Source organism: Balneatrix alpica DSM 16621 (assembly GCF_000619885.1).
GTDB lineage: Bacteria > Pseudomonadota > Gammaproteobacteria > Pseudomonadales > Balneatricaceae > Balneatrix > Balneatrix alpica.
On the sequence record NZ_KK211040.1, the window covers coordinates 387,417 to 410,096 of the forward strand.

At 54.9% G+C, this 22,680-nt stretch carries 19 protein-coding genes; 10 read left to right on the forward strand and 9 right to left on the reverse strand.

The genetic code is table 11. From position 1 onward, the window contains the following. Window positions 1-16: 16 nt before the first annotated feature. Window positions 17-2,155 carry an FAD-dependent oxidoreductase gene (locus tag Q334_RS0114605; protein WP_027313864.1) on the reverse strand — a complete coding sequence of 713 codons (2,139 nt, stop codon included), beginning with the start codon at window positions 2,153-2,155 and terminating at the stop codon, window positions 17-19. Window positions 2,156-2,330: 175 nt separating this feature from the next. On the opposite strand from Q334_RS0114605, the gene Q334_RS0114610 reads away from it, so the two are divergent. The 4 genes from Q334_RS0114610 to Q334_RS0114630 all read left to right on the forward strand — a co-directional run bounded on the left by Q334_RS0114610 (window position 2,331) and on the right by Q334_RS0114630 (window position 9,670). Then, the gene (locus Q334_RS0114610) at window positions 2,331-3,077 is read left to right on the forward strand and encodes an AraC family transcriptional regulator (protein WP_027313865.1); all 747 of its coding nucleotides are present in this window, start codon (window positions 2,331-2,333) and stop codon (window positions 3,075-3,077) included. Between the two features lie 152 nt (window positions 3,078-3,229). Then, complete coding sequence (gene putA / locus Q334_RS0114615) at window positions 3,230-6,394, forward strand: bifunctional proline dehydrogenase/L-glutamate gamma-semialdehyde dehydrogenase PutA (protein ID WP_027313866.1); 3,165 nt, start codon at window positions 3,230-3,232, stop codon at window positions 6,392-6,394. A gap of 196 nt (window positions 6,395-6,590) precedes the next feature. Beyond that, window positions 6,591-8,069, forward strand: a complete 1,479-nt coding sequence (putP, locus tag Q334_RS0114625; protein ID WP_027313867.1) for a sodium/proline symporter PutP — start codon at window positions 6,591-6,593, stop codon at window positions 8,067-8,069. Window positions 8,070-8,371: 302 nt separating this feature from the next. Then, on the forward strand, window positions 8,372-9,670 hold the full coding sequence (locus Q334_RS0114630; RefSeq protein WP_035461661.1) for an NAD(P)/FAD-dependent oxidoreductase: 1,299 nt from the start codon (window positions 8,372-8,374) through the stop codon (window positions 9,668-9,670). Window positions 9,671-9,730: 60 nt separating this feature from the next. On the opposite strand, the gene Q334_RS0114635 is transcribed toward Q334_RS0114630, so the two are convergent. Then, the gene (locus Q334_RS0114635; protein WP_155889005.1) at window positions 9,731-10,513 is read right to left on the reverse strand and encodes a hypothetical protein; all 783 of its coding nucleotides are present in this window, start codon (window positions 10,511-10,513) and stop codon (window positions 9,731-9,733) included. Window positions 10,514-10,522: 9 nt separating this feature from the next. Further along, window positions 10,523-11,089, reverse strand: coding sequence for a YceI family protein (locus tag Q334_RS0114640; RefSeq protein WP_027313870.1), 567 nt, complete (start codon window positions 11,087-11,089; stop codon window positions 10,523-10,525). Window positions 11,090-11,270: 181 nt separating this feature from the next. On the opposite strand from Q334_RS0114640, the gene Q334_RS0114645 reads away from it, so the two are divergent. The 3 genes from Q334_RS0114645 to Q334_RS0114655 all read left to right on the forward strand — a co-directional run bounded on the left by Q334_RS0114645 (window position 11,271) and on the right by Q334_RS0114655 (window position 15,680). Beyond that, window positions 11,271-12,176: a LysR family transcriptional regulator gene (locus Q334_RS0114645; protein WP_027313871.1), complete on the forward strand. Its 906-nt coding sequence runs from the start codon at window positions 11,271-11,273 to the stop codon at window positions 12,174-12,176. 288 nt (window positions 12,177-12,464) lie between these two features. Then, entirely contained in the window at window positions 12,465-15,221 is a 2,757-nt protein-coding gene (locus Q334_RS20130) for an ATP-binding protein (protein ID WP_051527832.1), read from the forward strand. 78 nt (window positions 15,222-15,299) lie between these two features. Continuing rightward, a complete protein-coding gene (locus tag Q334_RS0114655) occupies window positions 15,300-15,680 on the forward strand; it encodes a hypothetical protein (protein WP_027313872.1) in 381 nt (126 codons plus the stop codon). A gap of 23 nt (window positions 15,681-15,703) precedes the next feature. On the opposite strand, the gene Q334_RS19315 is transcribed toward Q334_RS0114655, so the two are convergent. Together Q334_RS19315 and Q334_RS0114665 are read right to left on the reverse strand one after the other, a co-directional pair. After that, window positions 15,704-16,288 (reverse strand): gamma-glutamylcyclotransferase family protein, encoded by a 585-nt coding sequence (locus Q334_RS19315; protein WP_155889006.1) that lies wholly within the window; start codon window positions 16,286-16,288, stop codon window positions 15,704-15,706. Between the two features lie 4 nt (window positions 16,289-16,292). Continuing rightward, the gene (locus Q334_RS0114665; protein WP_027313873.1) at window positions 16,293-17,282 is read right to left on the reverse strand and encodes a CobW family GTP-binding protein; all 990 of its coding nucleotides are present in this window, start codon (window positions 17,280-17,282) and stop codon (window positions 16,293-16,295) included. 110 nt (window positions 17,283-17,392) lie between these two features. Between Q334_RS0114665 and yidD the strand changes: the two genes are divergently transcribed. After that, window positions 17,393-17,689 carry a membrane protein insertion efficiency factor YidD gene (gene yidD / locus Q334_RS20345; RefSeq protein WP_081414475.1) on the forward strand — a complete coding sequence of 99 codons (297 nt, stop codon included), beginning with the start codon at window positions 17,393-17,395 and terminating at the stop codon, window positions 17,687-17,689. Here yidD and Q334_RS19320 read toward each other — a convergent pair. Both Q334_RS19320 and Q334_RS0114675 read right to left on the reverse strand, forming a co-directional pair. After that, a complete protein-coding gene (locus Q334_RS19320; RefSeq protein WP_051527834.1) occupies window positions 17,627-18,670 on the reverse strand; it encodes a nickel/cobalt transporter in 1,044 nt (347 codons plus the stop codon). The two genes, yidD and Q334_RS19320, sit on opposite strands and share 63 nt — an antisense overlap. Window positions 18,671-18,691: 21 nt before the next feature. Continuing rightward, window positions 18,692-19,279 carry a DUF1007 family protein gene (locus Q334_RS0114675; RefSeq protein ID WP_027313874.1) on the reverse strand — a complete coding sequence of 196 codons (588 nt, stop codon included), beginning with the start codon at window positions 19,277-19,279 and terminating at the stop codon, window positions 18,692-18,694. A 276-nt stretch (window positions 19,280-19,555) separates the two neighbouring features. On the opposite strand from Q334_RS0114675, the gene Q334_RS19325 reads away from it, so the two are divergent. Next, window positions 19,556-19,969: a response regulator gene (locus Q334_RS19325; RefSeq protein ID WP_051527835.1), complete on the forward strand. Its 414-nt coding sequence runs from the start codon at window positions 19,556-19,558 to the stop codon at window positions 19,967-19,969. A 13-nt stretch (window positions 19,970-19,982) separates the two neighbouring features. Here Q334_RS19325 and Q334_RS0114690 read toward each other — a convergent pair whose 3' ends face one another. Continuing rightward, entirely contained in the window at window positions 19,983-20,561 is a 579-nt protein-coding gene (locus Q334_RS0114690; protein WP_027313875.1) for a CoA pyrophosphatase, read from the reverse strand. 156 nt (window positions 20,562-20,717) lie between these two features. On the opposite strand from Q334_RS0114690, the gene Q334_RS0114695 reads away from it, so the two are divergent. Further along, entirely contained in the window at window positions 20,718-21,251 is a 534-nt protein-coding gene (locus Q334_RS0114695; protein WP_027313876.1) for an NUDIX hydrolase, read from the forward strand. A gap of 25 nt (window positions 21,252-21,276) precedes the next feature. On the opposite strand, the gene cysG is transcribed toward Q334_RS0114695, so the two are convergent. Next, window positions 21,277-22,641: a siroheme synthase CysG gene (cysG, locus tag Q334_RS0114700; RefSeq protein ID WP_027313877.1), complete on the reverse strand. Its 1,365-nt coding sequence runs from the start codon at window positions 22,639-22,641 to the stop codon at window positions 21,277-21,279. Window positions 22,642-22,680: the final 39 nt, after the last annotated feature.

The window sequence follows — 22,680 nt, forward strand, 5'->3', positions numbered from 1 at the left end:
TATCAGCAGCAGGGCGTTACGCCCCTCGCCGCCAGCGATGGAAGCGTGCTAACCAGGCCAGTATCCTGGCGGGGGCATGGGCACGTTTCCATACTCCGGCAACATACTTATTGCTTTCAGCCAGGGTGGGATAAATATGAATAGTGCCCAGGATTTTGTTCAATCCCAGGTTATAGCGCATCGCCAGTACAAACTCGGCAATCAAGTCACCGGCATGCTCCCCCACCAGGGTCACCCCTAAAATTTTGTCTTTGCCAGGCACCGTTAGCACTTTGATAAAGCCGTGCCGGGCACTGTCGGCAATGGCCCGGTCCAGCTCGGCAATATCAAACTGACTCACCTCATAGGCAATACCCTGGGCCTTCGCCTCTTGCTCATTTAGTCCCACCCGTGCGACTTCCGGCTCGGTAAAGGTGGCATGGGGTATTACCCGATAGTCCACTTTAAATGCCTTAATCCCAGCAAAGAGCGCATTGACGCTGGCATACCAGGCCTGATGGGAGGCGGCATGGGTAAATTGATAAGGCCCCACCACATCGCCACAAGCCAGAATATTGGGCAGGCGGGTGCGCAAATACTCATCCACCTCCAACGTACCACGGGGGCCTGCCTCAATACCCAATTCCTCTAAACCGAACCCCTTCACGTTGGCCCGCCGCCCCAGGACGACCAGTACCTGATCAAAACCCAGCCACTGTTGTTGACCCTGACTTTGCAGCAGCGCTTGTTTTTCTCCCTCCTGTACACGGAAAGCCACGACTTCTGCCTGTAAGTGCAGTTCGATACCTTCCTCACGGAAACGCTGCTCCACCAGGGCAGAAACCTCCTCATCCTCACGATGCTGCAAGCGGCTATTACGCTCCACCTGGATCACCTGACTACCCAAGCGGGCAAAACACTGGGCCAATTCGCAACCGATCGGCCCCCCACCGAGCACCAGTAAACGCTTGGGTAACTCGCGCAGATTCCAGACGGTGTCTGAAGTGAGGGGCTGCACCTGCTCAATCCCAGTGATCTCTGGGACAAAAGGGCGGGCTCCCGTCGCAATCACGATATTGCGGGTGCGCAGGGTGCGACCATTCACCTCCACCGTCCAGGGGGAAGTGATACGGGCTTCGCCCTGAATACACTCCACCCCCAGGGAGGAGTAACGCTCCACCGAGTCATGGGGCTCCACCTCTTTGATGACCTGCTGCACCCGCTCCATCACTTCGGCAAAGTCAAACTGCGCCTCGGCACTTTGCATCCCCAACTCCCGCGCGCGTTGGCATTCGGCGACAAACCTGGCGGAACGAATCAAGGCTTTGGAGGGGACGCAGCCCGTATTGAGGCAATCTCCCCCCATCCGATGCTTTTCTACCAGCGCTACCTTTGCCTGCACCGCGGCACCAATATAAGTCGTCACCAAACCAGCCGAGCCTGCACCAATCGCCACCAGGTTGTAATCAAACTGTTCAGGCTGGCTAAACCCCTGATATAGGCGTTTGCGTTGTAAGCGTGCCATCAAGGCTTTAGCCAGCAGCGGAAACACCCCAAGCAACACAAAAGCGCCCAACAAATTAGGGGAGAGAATGCCACGCAAGGAGTCCAACTGTGCCAGCTGAGTACCGGCATTCACATACACCAGGGTGCCGGCCAACATCCCCAATTGACTGACCCACATATAGGTCCACACCCGCATCGAGGTCACCCCCATCAGCAGGTTAATCATAAAAAACGGGAACAGCGGCACCATCCGCAGGCCGAATAAATACCAAGCCCCCTCGCGCTGGATACCGCTATCAATCGCCTGCATTTGGCGCTGAAAACGTCGGGTCAGGGTATCCCGCAACAGATAGCGGGCAGCCAGAAAAGCCAGGGTCGCCCCCAGGGTACTGGCAATCGACACCAGCAGCGTGCCCCACCATAGGCCAAACAATCCTCCCGCTAACAGGGTCAACAAAGCAGCTCCCGGCAAGGAGAGCGCCGTAACCGCCACATAGATCGCCACAAAAGCCAATGACATCAGAACAGGCGCGGCCTGCACCTGTTGCTGCCAGGCCTGCTGCCCCGCTTTAATTGACGCCAGATTGAGCCACTGGCCCAGATCCCACCACCAAAATGCCACCACTGCCGCCAACAGCAGTAATAACAGCACGCCTTTCCCCTTTTTCATGGGCGATAACTTCCTCATTGATTTGTTGCTTAGGGCGGCAAAACCGTAAAAGGTTCCCGCCCCGCAGGTTGCCCCCTTGAGCAGGCAAACTAAACTCATTACCATCCCAGCCTGAAAACGTCTGCCAGTCGGCGCCGTATTCACTGTTCTCACCGGATAAAGGCAGGTCTCTGCGATGGTGCAAGCCCGGGTGCTGGAGCTTCCCACTCAACAGCACAGCCATGATCACGATTACCACCAGCTGATTCTCGGTTTGCACGGTCAGGCCGAGTTCGACATTGCTGGTCAGGGCGGTCTGGTCAATCGCCATAGTGCCTGCATCGTGCCGGGTAATCGTAGCCATGGCTACCAGGGCAGTCGCGATAATCATGTGCTGATTCTCGACATTGATGCCCATAACCCCCAGGACGAGGCCTTGATTGCCCGCCTGTTTAACCTGCCGCGCTATCTGCCGATTGATCAGGAAATCCAGCAACTCCTGGGCTTTGCCCACCACGAGCTACAGCTACACCAGCAAGACCAAGCCTTCCAGCATTGCTTAAGTGGCCTGCTATTGCGCTCGTTGTACCAACGCCTGGAGCAACCACCACTGCAGACGAAACAACTGAAGCTGGATATGGCCCGCATTGATCAACTGATTAAGGGCAACCTGCACCGCCGCCTGAGCATCAGTGAACTGGCCGGCAGTCTCTGCATCAGTCCCAGCCATTTCCATGCCCTGTTTAAAGAAGCCACCGGTCTGACGCCGCACCAGTATCTCAACCGGGCCCGGGTCGAGCAGGCATTGCACCTGCTGCAACACAGTCAGCTCAGCCTGGCGGAGGTAGCCGATCAGTGTGGCTTCTGCAATCAAAGCGCCTTTACTCAGGCACTGCGCCAGCACACCGGACACACTCCCGGTTATTGGCGTAAACATCCCTAAACCACCTCAATCAGAGTTTTTTGATAAAACTCCATAGCATTTTGCAAGACCTGGCGTTATCCACAGCCTACATTGATTCTCATCTACTCTGGTCAGCGCCAGAGTCATTCTGACAAGAATCTGAGGGGAAACTCCCCTGAGGCGAGGTGCCCATGCTTACTGCTGATGATGTCCTGACTGGTGCGCCCCTAAACCAGTCGTTACCTGAGCTGATGCAATTGATCAGCCAGCATTACGCCCTTGATGAAAACACCTACCTACCGGAACTGCTCAAGCTCGCCAGCCCCGATAGCGCCGAGCTGGCCCAATTGACGCGCCAAGCCAGCGAACTGGTTGAGCAGGTACGCCAGCGTGACAATGCGGTGGATACCATCGATGCTCTGCTGCAGCAATACAGCCTGGATACCCAGGAAGGCATCATGTTGATGTGCCTGGCGGAAGCGTTGCTGCGCATCCCTGATCCGGAAACCGCCGATGCGCTGATCCGTGACAAGCTCAACGGCGCCAAGTGGGAAAACCATCTGGGTAAAAGTGACTCCACCCTGGTCAACGCCGCTACCTGGGGCCTGATTATTACTGGAAAAATGGTCAACCTGGATCACCCCCAGGACGGCCGCCCGGCCTCTGTACTCAATCGTCTGGTCAAACGCTGTGGCGAGCCTGTCATTCGCCAAGCGATGAATCAGGCGATGAAGATCATGGGGCACCAGTTCGTTCTGGGCCGCACCATTGAGGAAGCCCTGAAAAACAGCCGCAAGCAACGTGATCGGGGCTATACCTACTCCTATGACATGCTCGGTGAAGCAGCCCTGACCCAGGACGATGCGCAAAAATATGCCGCCGACTATCGCCAGGCCATCGATGCCTTGGGCCGTGCCAGTTATGGCGATGACAAAACCCCTCGCCCCACCATTTCCATCAAATTATCCGCTCTGCATCCCCGCTATGAAGTCGCCAAAAAAGCGCGGGTACTGAGTGAGATGTTCGAGACGGTACTGGGGCTGATTCAGCAAGCCCGTCGCCTCAATGTAGGCATCACCATTGATGCAGAAGAAGCCGATCGTCTGGAACTCTCCCTGGAGCTGTTCGAGCAACTCTACCGCCATCCCAGCTGCCAAGGCTGGGGCAATTTTGGTTTAGTGGTGCAGGCTTACTCCAAGCGGGCACTGCCGGTACTGATCTGGCTAACTCGCCTGGCCAAAGAACAGGGCGATGAAATTCCCATTCGTCTGGTTAAAGGGGCCTATTGGGACAGCGAAGTGAAGTGGTCACAACAGGCGGGCCTTAGCTCCTATCCGGTCTACACCCGCAAGGAAGCCACCGACACCTCCTATCTGGCCTGTGCCCGTTACCTGCTAAGTGAGCACACCGAAGGGGCGATTTATCCGCAGTTTGCCACCCATAACGCCCATACCGTTACTTGCATTCTTAGCATGGTGGGTAAGCGCCGCTTTGAATTCCAGCGCCTGCACGGCATGGGCGATGCGCTCTATGACACCGTACTGGAACGTCATCAGCCTCGGGTACGGATTTACGCCCCCGTAGGCGCCCATAAAGACCTGCTGCCTTACCTGGTGCGCCGCCTGCTGGAGAACGGAGCCAACTCCTCCTTCGTGCATAAACTGGTTGACCCCAAGGTGCCGGTTAGTAGCCTGGTGGAGCATCCCTGCCTCACCCTCAGCCAACGTCCCAGCCTGGCCAATGAACGTATTCCTTTACCACCTCAGCTGTTCGGCCCCAGCCGTCGCAACTCCAAGGGTATCAATATGAATATTCAGAGCGAATTCGGCCCCTTCGAGGCTGAAGTCAAAGCCTTTAACCAACAGCAGTGGCAGGGCGCCCCCATTATTAATGGACAAAAGCGCAACCAAGGTAACGGCCAGCCGGTATTCGCCCCCTACAATCTGAATGAACAGGTAGGCACTCTATTCTGCGCCGATGCCGCTCAGGCCAAAGAAGCCCTGGATGGACTGGTTGCTGCCTATCCCCGCTGGAATGCCACCCCGGTGGAAAGCCGTGCCGTCATTTTGGAAAAAACCGCTGACCTGCTGGAGCAGCATCGCGGTGAACTGATCGCCCTGTGCGGTCGTGAAGCGGGCAAGAGCCTGCAGGATGGTATTGATGAAGTGCGGGAAGCGGTGGACTTCTGCCGTTACTACGCCAATCAAGCCCGTGAGCACTTTGCTCCCCTGACCCTGCCAGGCCCAACCGGCGAATCCAACGAGCTCTACCTTTGTGGCCGTGGGGTATTTGTCTGCATCAGCCCCTGGAACTTCCCCCTGGCGATTTTCATCGGTCAGGTGGCAGCCGCCCTGGTCGCGGGTAATACCGTAGCCGCCAAGCCTGCCGAGCAAACCGGTTTGGTCGCCACCCGTGCGATTGAACTGATGCTGGAAGCAGGCCTGCCAGCTGATGTCATCGCCCTGCTGCCGGGCGACGGTGCCAGTGTCGGCGGCACCCTGACACAAGACAGTCGCGTTGCCGGCGTCGCCTTTACCGGCTCCACCGATACCGCCTGGCTGATCAACCGCACCCTGGCCAATCGCCAGAAAGCCGCCATTGCGCCTTTGATCGCTGAAACCGGCGGACAAAACGCCATGCTGGTTGACTCCACCGCCCTGCCTGAACAAGTGGTCAAGGATGTGATTGGCTCTGCCTTCACCAGTGCGGGCCAGCGCTGCTCCGCCCTGCGGGTGCTCTATGTGCAGGAAGAAATCGCCGAGCGCATTATTGATCTGCTCAAAGGGGCAATGGCCGAACTGCGCATGGGTAATCCGCTGGAGCGCCACACCGATGTCGGCCCTGTGATTGACGCTGACGCCAAAGAACAGCTACTCGCCCATATCGCGCAGATGAAACAGCAGGGTCGCCTGATTGCCGAGGCTCAACTGCCCAGCGAGCTGAATGGCCACTTCGTTGCCCCCACCGCCTTTGAGATTGACTCCATCAATCAACTCAGCAAGGAAAACTTTGGCCCCATCCTGCATGTGATTCGCTATCGTGCCGAGCAGCTGGACCAAGTGCTGGCTGAAATCAACGGCACTGGCTTTGGCCTGACCCTTGGCATCCACAGCCGTAACGAGGAACACGCCCGCTACATTGATGCCAACGTCAATGTCGGTAACGTCTACATCAACCGTAACCAAATCGGTGCTGTAGTAGGGGTACAACCCTTTGGTGGCCAAGGCCTGTCCGGTACCGGCCCCAAAGCTGGCGGCCCCCACTATCTGCTGCGTTTCGCCGGAGAGCGTACCCGTACCATTAACACCACCGCCGTGGGGGGCAATGCTTCCCTGCTGGCCCTGGGTAACGGCTAACCCTCTTTACCAGCCTGGCTGGTAAAGCTGGAGGGGAAAATGCTCCCTCTCCAGCAGCGCAAGCCCAAGTTAACTTGGGCGTTCGCCCCCTTCCTGCCTGGGTTGGGGGCTTTTTTGTCACTGCCAGATGCCTTAGTTTTCGCCTTCCGTACAAGCTCTCTTCTATAATCAGGGCTCATACCAATGTGAACGCACCATGTCTGATCCACAAATTCTGATTGCCTTCACCTTTATCCTCTATCTGTTAACCATGCTGGCGATTGGTTACTTTGCTTATCGCCGTACTCAAAGCATGTCCGACTACCTGCTTGGAGGCCGGCGCCTGGGGCCGATTCCCACCGCCCTTTCTGCAGGTGCCTCAGATATGAGTGGATGGCTACTGTTGGGTTTACCTGGATATGCCCTGGCCGCCGGTTATGAGGCTGTCTGGTTGGCGCTGGGATTACTGCTTGGCAGTTGGCTTAATTGGCTATTTGTTGCTAAACGCTTACGGGTTTTCTCCACCTTGGCGGACGACGCCCTGACCATTCCGGCCTATTTTGAAAACCGCTTTCGTGACAGTAGCCGCTTGCTTCGCCTGACCTCCGCCTGCTTTATCCTGTTGTTTTTCTTGTTCTATACCAGCTCAGGCCTGGTCGCTAGCGGCAAATTGCTGGAAGAAGTCTTCTCCATGGAATACCACTGGGCGGTGCTATTAAGCTGCCTGGCGATTATCTCCTACACCCTGTTTGGTGGCTTTTTAGCCGTCTCCTGGACCGATGTGGTGCAAAGCCTGATGATGGCATTGGCGCTGATTATTGTGCCGCTGGTGGCGATGGGAGATTTTGGTGGCTGGAAGCTGACCCACAAAGCGATCGACACCCTCAACCCCGAGTTATTGAATATCTGGACCAATCACCAAGGCGAACCCCTGGGCTGGATTGCCATCGCCTCGCTACTGGGGTGGGGACTAGGCTACTTTGGCCAACCTCATATCTTGGCGCGCTTTAAAGCCATCAGCGATGAGCGCCATATCCCCTTTGCCCGTCGTATCGCCGTAGGTTGGACCTTTCTTACCCTCAGCTCTGCATTACTCTGTGGCTGGGTCGCCATTACCTATTTAGGCGGCAGCCTGGCGGACTCCGAGCGGGTCTTTATTGTGCTGGTGAACATCATGTTTCACCCGATAGTGGCAGGCTTACTATTAGCGGCGGTGCTGGCCGCCATTATGTCGACCGCCGATTCTCAGTTACTGGTCAGCTCCTCCGCCCTGGCCGAGGATTTTTACAAAGCCGTACTCAAGCGCCCCTCCTGGTCACGTCAGCAAATTAAAGTCGGGCGTGTGGCCGTGATGGGTTTAGCCATCATCGCTGCGGTGATTGCGCTTGATCCCGAGTCCAGCGTATTGGATATGGTGTCCTATGCCTGGGCGGGCTTTGGTGCCGCCTTCGGCCCTGCGATTGTGATGTCACTGTACTGGCGCCGCATGAACCGCAATGGTGCCCTGGCCGGAATACTGGTGGGGGGCCTCACCGTTGTGCTTTGGACACCACTTGAAGGGGGAATTTTTGAACTTTACGAAATTATTCCCGGCTGCCTGTTGGCAACCCTGGCAATTATTATGGCCAGCTTACTGAGTGCGCCTCCCCAACCGCGGGAAGCCACTCCGCTACGGCAGCCAGCACAGGAAAAATAGGTCGCAAGTATAGAAGGCAAAGTCCATACCCTGGCCTAAAATCAAAAGCCCCAACCAGCAGGGACCAGCTGCCAGTTGGGGCTTTTGCACTTTCAAACCAGACTCACTCTTATCAAGTCTGCCAGGTGAGAAAGCATCACATCGCGAACAAGGGCTATTTTTAGTAAATAAAACAAAATTATCAAGCCAAAAATGATTCAAAATAGAAAAATGAATGTAAAAAGACTACATTAAACACCGCGAAGCCTTTACTCGTGCTGCCCTGCGACAGCACCGGTAAATGTTTCTCTGGAGTAAAAAGGATGACTATCCCCCATATCCTGGTTGTCGGAGGCGGCGCGGGAGGCCTTGAGCTGGTCACGCGTTTGGGTCACAAACTGGGTAAGAAGGGCAAAGCCCGCATTACCCTGGTCGATCGCAACCCTACCCATATCTGGAAACCCCTGTTACACGAAGTGGCCACCGGCTCGATGGACTCAGGCATTGATGAAGTCAGCTACCGCGGCCACGCCCATAAACATTACTTTGAGTTCCAACTTGGCAGCATGCAGGGCCTCAATCGCAGTGAACGCCAGCTGACCCTAGCCCCGATCTTCGATGAAAAAGGCCGCGAGCAGGTCCCCGCCCGACAACTGCATTACGATTATCTGGTTCTGGCACTTGGCAGCCAGAGTAATGATTTCGGCACCCCTGGGGTGGCCCAGCACTGTCATTTTCTCGACAGTCGCGATCAGGCCGAGCGTTTTCGTCAACACCTCTTGCGCCACTGCATGCGCTTCTCGCTGGAGCGCGAACACCGCCGTCCGCTTAGCATCGCCATCGTCGGCGCAGGTGCGACCGGCGTCGAACTTTCCGCCGAACTTTATAATGCCGCCCAGTGGCTGGGGCAGTTTGGTTTTGCCGGGTTGGATAAACAGCAACTACAGGTGCACTTGATTGAAGCGGGCCCACGTATTTTGCCCGCCCTGCCCGAACGCATTGCAGCAGCAGCCCATCGCGAGCTGGCGAAGTTGGGGGTCAAGGTACGTCCCGCCACCCGCGTTACCGAAGCCAAAACCGAAGGCCTGGTTACCGCTGAGGGGGAGCTAATCGAAGCCGACATTATGTTGTGGGCCGCTGGGATTAAAGCCCCTGCTTTCCTGAAAGATCTGGATGGCCTGGAAACCAATCGCCTTAATCAACTAGTCGTCAACGGCAGTTTGCAGACCAGTGCCGATGAGCGCATTTTTGCCCTGGGCGACTGTGCCGCCTGTGCGGCGGGTGAGGGTAAGTTTGTTCCACCCCGCGCCCAGGCAGCTCACCAGATGGCCTCATTGCTGGCGAAAAACCTGCAGGCACTACTCAAAGGTGAGCCTCTGAAAGACTTCGTCTATAAGGATCATGGCTCCCTGGTTTCCCTCAGCCGCTTCTCGACCGTCGGCAATCTGATGGGCAACCTCACTTCAGGCAGTCTTTTTGTCGAAGGTCACTTAGCCCGCCTGTTCTATATTTCACTGTACCGCCTACATCAGCTCGCCTTACATGGCCCCCTGGCGACCCTGCTGATCGCCCTGGTGGATCGTATCCACCGGGTGATTCGCCCTCGCTTGAAACTGCACTAACGACAAAGCACACAGGCCTCATCAGAGGCCTGTGTGCTAAGTACGGACTGCCGCATCAGGTTAATACATAGGCCCTTCGGGCCATAGCCACCACAGCATTAAGCACAGCGATGCAAGCCAACTGAGGCCTGCGGCTAACCAATGCTTACGCAACAGCCATGCACCCAGTAACGGCAACACCAACGCCACCAGCACCTGCAACCAGGGCACATCCACATACCAATAGGTATAGGCCGCCAACAACATCAGCAGGGTTAAACTGATACGACTCACAGGCTCCGCCAAATGGGGGGCCTCACGCCAGGCTAACGGCAGCAACCAGAGCACGCCGCTGACAGCCAATAAAGCACCGCTTAATTGACCCGCCAGTACCGAGCCGCCGAGCACATTGGTTAACACCAATAACACCTGGGCACCCAATAATCCCATTTCATGCCCAGGCTGAGTTGCCAAATAACGCCATGCACTCTGCACCAGCAGCACGAAAACGGTCGCTATCGCCAATCCTACCAACATGCTGGGATGGCGCTGCCACAGTGGCCAGCCCACCGCCACCAGCGCCACCAGCCAAGCTAGAACCTGGGCTGGTGCGCCTGGCCGTAGCAGCCAAGCTAGTGCTGGCAGGATACTGGCCCAAAACAACCAATCCAATGCCTGTCGAGGCCAAGGCTGCCAAGCACCATGCAAACCCGCGACTGCAACGGCCATAGCCAGTGCCACCGCAAAGGGGAAAAGGCGCGGCTGCCAAAGGCGGGCCAATAACCACAGAGGAATCGCTACCAGTAGCGGCCAAAACGCTACTGGCAGCACCATGTCCAGCATTGAAGGGGATTCGCCGTACATGGTCACACCTTACTTACGGATACCTTCGATGAAGATATTGACCTGAGTCTCATCACTCACACCCGGAATAAAGTTGGTGATCCCAAACTCAGAACGGTTCAGTGTCGTTTGAGCATTAAAGCCTGCGCGGTAGCCACCCCAGGGATCATTACCCTCACCGATTTTCTGTACGTCGAAGGTAACACTCTTAGTCACACCATGCAGGGTCAGCTCACCAGTCAACTTACCTGCTTCCGCTGTACCTTCATAAGCAGTGCTCTTAAAGGTCATTTCCGGGAACTGTTTCACATCCAGAAAGTCAGGGCTGGCCAAGTGTTCATCACGCTTTTCATGGTTGGTATCGATACTGGCAGTGTCTACCATCAGGGTCACGCTGGCAGCGCTGGGGTTGTCATTGTCAAAGCTAAAGTCACCACTGAAAGTGTTAAAACGCCCAATGGTCTGGCTTACCCCCAGGTGACCAATCACGAACTGCACAGTCGAGTGGCCAGCATCAATACTGTAGTCAGCGGCATAAGCCAGGCTGCCAAAAGAAGCGATGGCCGAAAACACAATACCCTTGGTCAGATTACGCATAACAAGCTCCTTGGATCTATTGGTAGGTTCATCCCTGCCTACGCCGACTGCGGACAGGTCAGGCTCAGACAGCGAGAATCATTATCAGTTCAATGCCCAGTATATTTTTTCTCAGAGCAAGATTAAGCTAGCAAAAAGCGGAGGTAATCTTTCCTTTTTGGAAATAATCAAGGAGGCTTCCATGAATAAGCTGCTCGCCATGCAGGTATTTTGTCGTGTGCTTGAGTACGCCAGCTTTGCCCAGGCAGCACGGGAGCTCAAGCTCTCCTCCGCCCAGGTCAGTAAACATATCAGCAATCTAGAGCAGCATTTGGGCACCCGCTTGCTCAACCGCACCACACGCAAAGTCACTCCCACCGAGGCGGGGCAGCATTATTACGATCAATGCCAACAATTATTGGAGCAACTGGACCTGCTCGAACACTCGGTCACCGATTATGGCCGCCGCCCGCAAGGGACACTCAAAATCAGCGCGCCGATGGACTTCGGTTACCTCTATTTGGTGCCGCTGGTAATTACCTATCAGCAACAATTTCCGGATGTCCGCATTGATCTGCACCTAGGCGACCAGCAGGTCAACCTGATTGAGGAAGGCTTTGATATCGCCCTGCGCATCAGCCACCTGAAAGACTCCAGCCTGGTTGCACGCAAGCTGGCCGCTTGTGAGCTAGGCTACTTTGCCTCGCCGGAGTACTTAAAGCAGGCAGGTACCCCTACCCACCCAGAGCAGCTGCAACAGCATCGCTGCCTCAATTACAGCTATAAACCCGAACCCGACGTTTGGCTGTTTCAAACTGCGCAAGGCATCCAACGCCAACGCCTGCCCTGGCAATTCAGCTGCAATAATGGTCGGGCACTTTGCGAGGCAGCGGCAATGGGACAAGGGATTATTTTTAAACCTGATTTCTTGGTTGCCAGCTATCTACAAGAAGGCCGGCTAGTGGAAATTCTGCAAGACTATCGCGTGCCACCAGTAGGCATCTACGCTGTCTACTTACATCGGCGCTTTGTACCGCAAAAAATCACCAGTTTTATCGACTTTTTGGCCCAAGCCTGGCAAACACAGCTACCTTGGCAGCAAAGCTGATACGTCTGGTAACATTTCACGTTTCTAAGCCCGCGCCAACGCCTTTTAAGCTATAACCCCATCAACCTGAGCGGTTGGCATTTACTGCGTTGGGCTGTATAGATGCCTTGTGCGACAAAAAATTACCTGTTTTTGCGCATTGTTGGCGCTATTAAATTATCGCCATTCAGCCACTAACGTTTGTTGTACGCTTTGTCCTGCTAAACTTGGACAGGCTCAGTTTATGGATACTTCAGCACCTGCAATGCCCCTGCACCGCTAGGTGAAAGTCAATAAAAGGAATCACTCTTGGGTAAACGCTGGCTCTCACTACTATTGTGGTTGCTGCCTTTGATCAGCTGGGCAGAGCATCAGGCCAATCACCCGTTGGTACTCACCACTGTAGACTCCTATGCCCCCTTAACCATGGTAGACAGCTACGGAGACTCGAGCGGGCTGATCAATGATCTATGGGCTCTTTGGTCAGAAAAAACCGGTATCCCTATCAAGATCCAACCCAAACCCTGGCCCAAAACGCTGGAAACCATGCGGGCAGGTGAGGTCGATGTTCATGCCGCCATCTACATCACTGCGGGAAGACAAGAGTGGCTGGACTTCAGCAGCCCTTTTTATGAGGTTGAAGCAAGCCTGTGGTTTTTACCGGGTAAAGTCAGCCCTCCCACCGCCCTCAATAATCGCTACGTAGGCGTTATGCTCAATAGCTATGCCTCCGAATACCTCAGTGAATACCACCCGCAAATTCGCCAGCTGTCCTATACCAGCATGGAGGCTTTGATTGATGCGCTGCTGCGCCAAGAAGTTGATGCCTTTGTTGGCGAAACCGCCATCATTCAACACAAACTTCTCACCCAGGGTCTGCTAAATAAAGTTGAACGCCAGCGCCAGCCGCTCTTTGCCCGGCAACTCTATGCCGCTGTCAAAAAAGGCAACACTGACCTACTCAAACGCATCAACGAAGGCTTCAAACAGATTTCTGCGCAAGAGCGCTTGGCCATTGAGCAGCGCTGGGTCACCAACAGCGATCTGCAAATGTACAACCGCCATCAGGCCCCCGCTTCCCTCACACTTGAGGAACAAGACTGGCTGGGACGGCATAATAGCCTGCGTATCGCTGCACTAAACTGGCCCCCCCTGATGACTGGCAGTTTGCATAACCCTAAAGGCATCTTACCTGCTTATCTCAATAGCTTGAGTGAAGCCTATCGCTTGGAGTTGACCTACCTTCCCTATCAAAGCTGGGATGAAGCAATCCAGGCTTTAGAGCGCAATGAGGTGGATGTCGTACCGGGTATCCCCACCTCCTCCCTCAATAACTCGATGATTCTAGCCTCACAGCCGTTGCCCTACTCCTGGGTATTTCTCAATAACGGTAAGCTGTTACCGGATGACCCCAACTCAAGCATTGGCTATATCAGCAACCGCCCAATTATTCGCCACCTATACGGTGCCCTCGGATACGATAAAACCCTGGTGCCTTTCAGCATCCTTGGCAATGCCATCAATGCCCTAGAGCAAGGGGAAGTCGACAACCTGTTACTGAATGAGGCTGAGGCACTGTATGCCAAGAACACCAGTGGCAATGCCCGTTTGCGTATCCTGGAACTGAACGTCACCACACCACTACGTCTCGCCTTTGCCACATCCTCAGCCACACCACAACTCAACGCACTGATTAACTACTACCTCACCTCTTTGACGGAGTATGACCACAACGCCATCCGGCAAGAGTGGATTACCAATAACTCTGGTATCAGCTGGGAAGAGTTTTGGCGCTGGCTCAGCATTCTAGTCATCGCCACAGTGCTCCTGATTATGACCATGCTGTACTGGAACCGCCGCCTGAAGTCGGAAATCGGCCAACGTCGCCAAACCGAACGCGAACTGATCAACGCCAAACAAGAAGCAGAGTCAGCGGATAAAGCCAAGAGCGAATTCCTCGCCACCATGAGCCATGAAATTCGTACGCCGATGAACGCTATTCTCGGCATGACCGAGCTCAGCCTTGCCTCTCTGCCTGCAGATACCGAGCTCAGTGAGAACCTACGCACCATTCAAGATGCATCACGACACTTACTCCACTTAATCAACGATGTGTTGGACCTTTCCCGTATTGAAGCTGGCAAACTCACTCTGGATTCCCAGCCGCTAGCACTGGATGCCCTGCTAGATCGATTAGTGCGTGGACTGTCGCCGCTGGTAAATGACAAACCCCTTGAACTTAGCTGGAATCGTGCAGCCAGCATCAGCAACTGGATACTCGGCGATCCCACCCGTTTGCAACAAATTCTGGTAAACCTGCTTGGTAATGCAGTGAAATTCACCAATCAGGGCAGTATTCAAGTGCTAGTGCAACTGGAGCGCACGCCGGAACTTGAGGATCGTTTACGCTTTTCCGTTATCGACACCGGCATTGGCATTGCTCCGGACAAATTGGAGCATATTTTTGAAGCCTTTACCCAAGCCGACCAGTCCACCACTCGTCAGTATGGTGGATCAGGTTTAGGCCTCACGATCTGTAAGCGCTTGGTGAACTTAATGGGAGGTGAGATTAGCGTTGAAAGCGAGCTGGGGCAGGGGACTACTTTCAGTTTCTGGATTCCCTACCCGCCTTGTGATGCGCCCCAGGAAAGCATCACCACAACCGGCAAAGCCAAATTGGATCGGCCTCTGCGCATCTTGTTGGCGGAGGATAACCTGGTCAATCGCAAGGTAGCGCTCAAAATGCTAGAGCTGCTAGGCCAGCAGGCCGATACCGCCGGCGATGGCGAAGAAGCGATTCAAGCTCTCAAGCGCACTCCCTATGACTTGGTGCTCATGGACATTGAGATGCCTTATTACGATGGCATCCAAATCACCGAACGCCTACGCTCTGGCTTATTAGGGGATCTCAATCTGCGCACACCGGTATACGCGCTCACCGCTCATACCCTAAATCAGCACCAACAGGATTGTCAGCGTGCGGGGATGAACGGCTTTATTAGTAAGCCCATCCAGTTACAAAATCTGCGGGATGTATTGGAGTCCTTCCCTGGCCCTAATCGTTAACTACTCGGGTGGCTTGGGCAGGTCAGCGGGCTTTGCTATGATGCCCGCCCCACCCTTTGCCGATGAGTATTCAGACAAATGGCACTGACCCCCGAAGATGCGCAAAGTTGGCTAGATTCCCTTGGCCCTCGTCCTGACCCGGTCAAAGTCGCCAAAGCCGCCATGGCCGTTGAGAAAAAACTCCTCAGCCAACAACTAATTCCTGATGAACTGGAACAAGCTCAAGCTGTCCTGGCATTACTCAGTAGTGCGCTCTATGAAGTGGAGTGGACCGAGCAAGAGCAACAACAGATCGCTGCTCTCGCGCCCAAGCAGACCCCCAGTACTGACACACCGCGCCAGCACGAACCTAAATTGAATTGGCAGGGAGATGAGCTGGCTCCAGCACCAAAGACAGCGGATGAGAAACAGCAGCGCTTTGCTGCCTTAAAAGCCACATTGAAGCGTACGGCCAAATAAAACCTACTCGCCTGACTGCCCCTTTACTGGGGCGGACGGGCTGGGTCATAACCCGCATACTCTTGCAACAGTTGATCGACTTGCGCCTGCTGCCCAGGCTTAAACTGAATAGCACGCGGATAGCGTGGTGCAGCGCGGTCATTAAGTACCGGACAATGCCAACCTTCAGTGGTACGGATAAAGTCGATCGCCGCTTCTTTACCAAAGGTATTCAAATAGCCACACACCACCACATCTACATAACTTTGCAGAATAGGGTGGCGCTCATCCGCCCAGTCAAAATAATCCGTCTGTGATTGGTAAATATACGCCGGCTCACCAAGATTACTGCTCGCACAGGGCAGCTCAATACGGTTATAGCCTAACTCTCGCTCATCCAGGGCAGATAAATGAACCAATGGAGACTGCACGAGCACGCCGGTAATGCTGGTTGTCGCACAGGGGGCTACGGTCAAAGCACAGTGTCCACCTTGCGCCAGCATGATACGGTGACGCCACTGCCGCTTCCAACCTTGCAAACGATAGGGAGAGGCCAGGGTATCACGCGGGCGGGTATCGCCATTGACCAAGGAGCCGTAACCAAAATACCAAAAGTGTGCCACTGTCACGTCATTAGCCTGTTTTAAACGCCTCAAGTTGAGCCGATAGCAAAGCGGCATCCAAGGGCGCGGAATGAATTATTTCGATACGAGAGTCACGCCGATAAGCGCTGTTGGCTATTGTACAACCAGACTCCCCCCGGTTGTAACTGCGCCAACCTTGATTGCTATGCACCACTGCTTTAATTCGTAATACCGGTTGCTCCTGCAACCAAGCGAGCAACGGTGCCCAATCAAAGCAGGTTGATGCCGGCCACAACCATCCCAGGCTGACTCCCCAGGGGTGTTGGCGCTGGTAGACCCCTTCTTCGCTGACGGCCATCGGCAGTTCAACAGCATCTTGCTCCAACGACTGCTCTGCGCCGATCAACGGTGTCCAACGCCAGCCCTGTAAATCCTCTTGGCTAGGGTGCAACCACTGCAACGGGAACTGCCCTTGCTCACCGCTGGCCCAACCTAGCTTGGGAGGAAAGCATTCCTGCTGTAATTTGCGCCAGGCAAGCCAATGGAACTCCGTGGCCAAGTCAGTGGCATTCAGCATCACCCAACCGCTTAACTCAAGCATAGATTGCCACAGGGGATGCTGTTGCCAGCGAGGGCTTAACAACTGTGCCGGCGTCACCAGCCAAATCGGAGGGTAGACCTCTAGGTAATTCGCCAAGGGCGCTTTATGTAGCGCCTCCAACAAGCCGGATAAGTGGCCAAGCCCACTGGGTTCAATCAATATTCGCTGGGGACGATACTGACGGATCAGGCGGGTCAGGGTCACACTCAATGCTGGCCCAAGGGCGCAGCACATGCAGCCTCCCGCCAACTCTGCCACCGCTGCATCATCTTCATCCAATAAAGCAGCATCCAACCCTAACTCACCAAACTCGTTAATCAAAACGGCCCAGCGCTCCTGTGCAGGACGTTGGCTTAACACCTGGCGCAAAGCAGAGGTTTTACCGGCACCTAACACACCACTGATAATATGAACGGGAATTTTGGCGTGGAACTGCACTAGCCTTCACCTGCTATTAACGGGACAATTTAGGGCAAGTCCCGTGGCAACGAGACGTGTGAATGACGAGTAACATACTCGTGACTAGCCCACCAACCTAGGGTGAGATGATGATAAAAGCGCTCCTGCGCGGATTAATCCGGGGCTACCAATGGTTTATTAGTCCTTTACTGGGCAGCAACTGCCGCTTTACTCCCAGCTGCTCAGCCTACGCTTTAGAAGCACTGGAGCAACATGGTGCGCTTCGCGGAAGCTGGTTAGCGGTTAAACGTTTAGCCCGTTGCCATCCTTTTAGCCGCCACCATGGCTGGGACCCGGTGCCGGGCCACCAGCCTGACCCATCCTTAGCGCAGCAATGCCGGTGCACTGAGGCTGCTGATAAACAGACTCAAGGCAAGAAACACTAACGTAGCAGCGGCCAACGTACCGAGCACACGCCCCCACCACAGTGATACCTGCCCCCCCTGGCGCGCCGCTAGCCAATGGCTAAAATCCCGCGCTACCACGGTCAAAATGGCTAAAGACGCAACGGTCAAAGCAGTGCCGAACGCCATAATCACTACGCCGACGACCCCTTGCCAAAAAATTCCCTGAGCCAGGGCAAACACCAACAGCAGAATAGCGCCACTGCAAGGACGCAAGCCAATGCTGGCAATCATCCCACTGTGCTGGGCACTCCAACCTTGCTGCGCTGGTGCGGGTTGCACCACAGGAGGGGAAAGGTGGCTGTGGTGATGACAGCCTGGGCCATGGACATGTGGAGTATGGGCACAGCTATGAGCATGACCTCCGTCCGCTAAAAGAGCAAAGCGCGGTTGAGCCTCAGCGACCTCAGAGTGCGTATGGGCAGCGCCTTCACCATGATGATGAGCTAAACCTGAGTGGTCATGTTGACACTGATGTCCCCGCCATACCCGCCAGCCCAACCACAAGCCCATCACCGCAATAGCCAGATAGCTGGCCTGCTCCAGCAACTGAGTATACTGCGTGACCTTCGCCGCTCCTTTTAGCAGGCCGGCAACCAGGCCCACCAACAGAATGGCCGTGAGTGCCTGAGCCAAGGCCGAAATAAAGGCCAGGCTGACACCTTGCCGCAGCCGACTCGGCTCTGCTAGCAAATAACTGGCAATCACCGCTTTACCATGACCAGGTCCGGCAGCATGAAAAACGCCGTACATAAAGGCCAGTCCCCATAACAGGCTGCCCTCTCCACCCCGTGCCAACTGACGTGCCGCGCCCACTAATTCACGGTGATATTGCGCTTGGGTTTGCTGCAACCACAGCATCCAACTATCCCACCAGGCTAACCCCGTTGTGCCAGCCACATCGGATGCCCACGCCGGCATCGCCAGCATTCCCACCAACAGTGCAACGCCTTTCACTTTCACCCTACCCTCATCTGATCTGGCTCAACTGGCTTTGCCACAGGCCACCTGCATCCAATTGGCCAGCTCCCAGCTTTTATCCAGCGCATCCATCGGCGCAATTTGTTTAACTTGGCAATTGCCTGCCTCGCCACGCCATGTCCAGGCGCGCTCAGGAGCAGGAGCAAAATCGAAATAGTTTTCCGGATCCCAGAAAGCTAAACGTAACTGATCAAGCGCTATCGCCTCGGCAGGCTCAATCAGTAAGGTAAAGCTGACCCCCTCCATGCTGGGCTTGAGTCCTGCCAAGGCCAGGTTAGCCAACGCTACGGGCTTATCTCCCTGATACAGCTGTAAGAAATATTGCCCTTCTGCGAAGACTTCTTTGATAAAGGTTTCGACCTCAGCCTGCTCGCTTGAGTCGATCATGCCATCAGCATTTAAGTCGAACTGACTAATAACATTGGTGCTGGTAAAAGGATCCAGCACCCAGTCCACCTCAACCTCACGCAACTGTTCAGAGGCGACGCCCCACTTCACTTGATAATCGATAAACACATGAGGATGCGCCTGCACTTGCTGGCCCAACAGGCCAGTCAACAGGGCACCGATCAGCCCGAGGTTCATCTTCATAGACAGTCTCCACTCGACCTAAAATGTTATGTAATAACACATGCAACCACAACCCCAATCCCATATTGTCACCCAGGATTGGCGCCCCCATAGAGCAACTAAGGTTGTGACGCCATCTCACCAAGCTTTCTGTAACTTTAGGCAAAGACGCTAGACTCCACGGCCCAGCTGAATCTAAGCTGAATAGGCGACACGATGTTGAGCAAAATACGCTCCTCAGTACCCTGACAAGGCTCACTGAGGACACCATTTTCCGCTAATAGCATAGGGATAACCATGGCTGGCAAACGCGTTCTCGTAGTGGATGATACTCCCTCCATCCGGGTCATAGAGCGCTCGGTACTAAAAAACCTGGGGTTTGATCATGTCGCTGAGGCTGAAGATGGCGATCAGGCCCTAAAATATCTGCAAAATAACCCTGTTGATTTGGTCATCTGTGATTGGGATATGCCCAAACTCTCAGGTCTGGAATTGCTCAAAGCCATTCGCAAAGACAAAGACCTGAAAAAAACCAAATTTATTATGCTTACGGGTTTGGCTACCAAGGACTTGGTCACGGAAGCTATCAAGGCAGGCGTAAATGAGTACATCGTTAAACCCTTTTCAGCCAGCATCTTAGAAGAGAAGATTAAAAGCTTAGGGGTGCTAGACACCCCCAAAAGCAACGCGGACGCGGAAGCCTCCGCTTAACACCATAAAAACTTTACTTCGGCGGATGCAAAGCAAAATCTGCCTGCATGCTAATAGTCAGAAATTCGGCGATCATGTAGGCAGTTAAGCCCCAGATTTCATAGCCCTCATAATGCCAACAGGGAATATGCGCCTCGAGCCCGCGTAAATTAATAATATCGGTACGACTGCGCCTATCCTCCAAGAAAAAGCTCAGCGGCACCCGAAAGACTGACTCCAGCTCACCTTTGTTAATCCGAAAATGCAGATTATCCGGAATAATCCCTACGACAGGCGTCACCTGTAAGCCCCAGCGGGAAATCACCTGACCACTACGCCCTAACACCCTCACCTGACTGGGCGCTAAACCGATTTCCTCCTCCGCCTCACGCAGTGCCGTTGCCTCAATACTGCTATCTTCTGGATCGCGCTTACCGCCAGGAAAGGCAATTTCACCGCCATGAGTTGATAACCCTTGGGCACGCTTGGTCAGAATCATGTGAGGATCGGTTCGGTGTTCCGTCAGCGCAATCAGCACCCCAGCCTGAGGTTTGCCGGCCCCCATCTGGCGGGGTTGGAATTCACGAATACGGTATTCAATCAACTGCAGCATGCACTTTGCCTCTTCAGAGCAAGCCATCCTCCCAGGCGACAACATTCATTAACCTGATATTGCTGAAGATGGGTACTCGTGGCTCAGTTTACCAGAAGATGTCTTTGCCAAAAGAGCAGGCACCAGTAGAATCAAGCCAAGCGTCAAGGAGATGGCATGAATTTCTGCAGCCAGTGTGCCCACCCGTTGGTATTCCAAATTCCCCATGGAGATGATCGTCCACGCTATCTATGTGAAGCCTGTGGGGCGATCCATTATCAAAACCCACGCATTATTGCTGGCACTTTGCCGGTTTGGCAGGATCAGGTGCTGCTCTGTAAACGTGCCATCCACCCCCGGTTAGGCTATTGGACTCTGCCCGCCGGTTTTATGGAAAATGGCGAAACCCTGCGCGAGGCCGCTGCACGAGAAACCTGGGAAGAGGCCCATGCCAAGGTTGAGGTAGGGGAAATCTATACCCTCACCAGCATTCCTCATATTAACCAGGTGCAAATCCTCTATCTCGCTAACCTAAGCGCTCCGGAATACAGCGCCGGACCAGAGAGCCTGGAGGTGGAACTGTTCCGTGAAGAACAAATTCCCTGGAATGAACTAGCCTTTCCGACCATCCGCAATGCCTTGCGATTTTACTTTGCCGACCGACGCCAGGGACACTTCCCCCTGCGCCATGTCGACTTTGACCGCAGCTAATGGCGATCCTGTGATGGTTCCCCGATCAGCCTAGCCACTGCGGTGAACAGCGTACCACCTGGCCCACGATAATCAGCGTGGGGGATTTAAAGCCCTGGGCACTCGACTCTTCTTCCGCCTTCGCCAGGTTAGTCAGTAATACTCGCTGCTCCGCCCAGGTACCCTTCTGTACCAAAGCAACCGGTGTATCCGCTGGCAAACCGTGGGCCATCAGCTGGCTGGCTATCGTTGGTAACGCCGTCAGCCCCATGTAGAACACCAGGGTTTGCTGCGGTCTGGCCAGCGCTTCCCAGGCCAACACCAACTCCCCTTCTTGCAAGTGCCCAGTCACCAGGGTCACACTCTGGGCATAATCACGATGGGTAAGGGGAATGCCAGCATAGGTGGCACAGCCAGAGGCCGAGGTAATACCGGGGATAATGGAGCAATTGACCCCCTCCGCCAGTAACTCCTCCATCTCTTCGCCACCACGACCAAAAATAAAGGGATCCCCCCCTTTCAGCCGCACCACCAATCGTCCTTGCTTAGCCTCTCGCACCAGCAATTGATTGATTTGCTCCTGAGGCAAGCTGTGTAATCCCTGCTCTTTGCCGACATATACCCGCTGTGCATCGGCTCGGGCCAAGGCCATCACTTCTGCTGAGACAAGCCGGTCATAGACGATCACATCTGCCTGCTGCAGTGCTCGCAATGCCTTCAGGGTCAGTAACTCCGGATCCCCTGGGCCTGCGCCCACTAGCACCACCATTCCCTGACGTTGTTGGCTACTGGGGTAGCGCTGGCGCAGCCAGTCTTTAACCTCCTCGGCCGTGGCCGGCAGACCCAGGCGAGCCTCATTCCACAACTGCCGTAACCATTCCCGCCGGGGGGCGCCACTGGGTAACAGGGCTTGCCACTCCGCTTTGCAATCGCCCAGGGCCTCCGCCAACCAGCCCAAACGCAGGGGCAGCCATTGTTCCAGCTCCTCCCGCAACAGCGTCGCCAACAGTGTTGCCTTCCCTCCGGTGCCCACCGCCAGCTGTACTGGGCCACGCTGAATCCGCGCCGGAAACATCAGGGTACAGAGCGCCGGACGATCCACCACATTGACCGGTAAATGGCGTGCATGGGCCAAGGCTGCTAGCTGCTCGGCTTCCGTATCCGTGACATCCGCCACCACCAGCAGCTCAATGCCATCAAGATCCTTCTCGCGCCAGTGGCGCTGTTCGATCTCGACTCCAGGGTAGTCCGCCAAGAGTTGTGCCGTAGCCGGGCTCAAGTCAGGGCAGAGCACCTTTAGCCGAAAGCCGGTTTCTAGCAGAGGCCGGAGTTTGGCTTCGGCCTGGGGGCCGCCACCTATTACCAGCGCCTGACACTTCTCTCCTACAAAAAACAGGGGCAGAGTCGCCATGGTGTCTCTCTCATCCTTTCAAGCTGGTGGTTGCTGCCA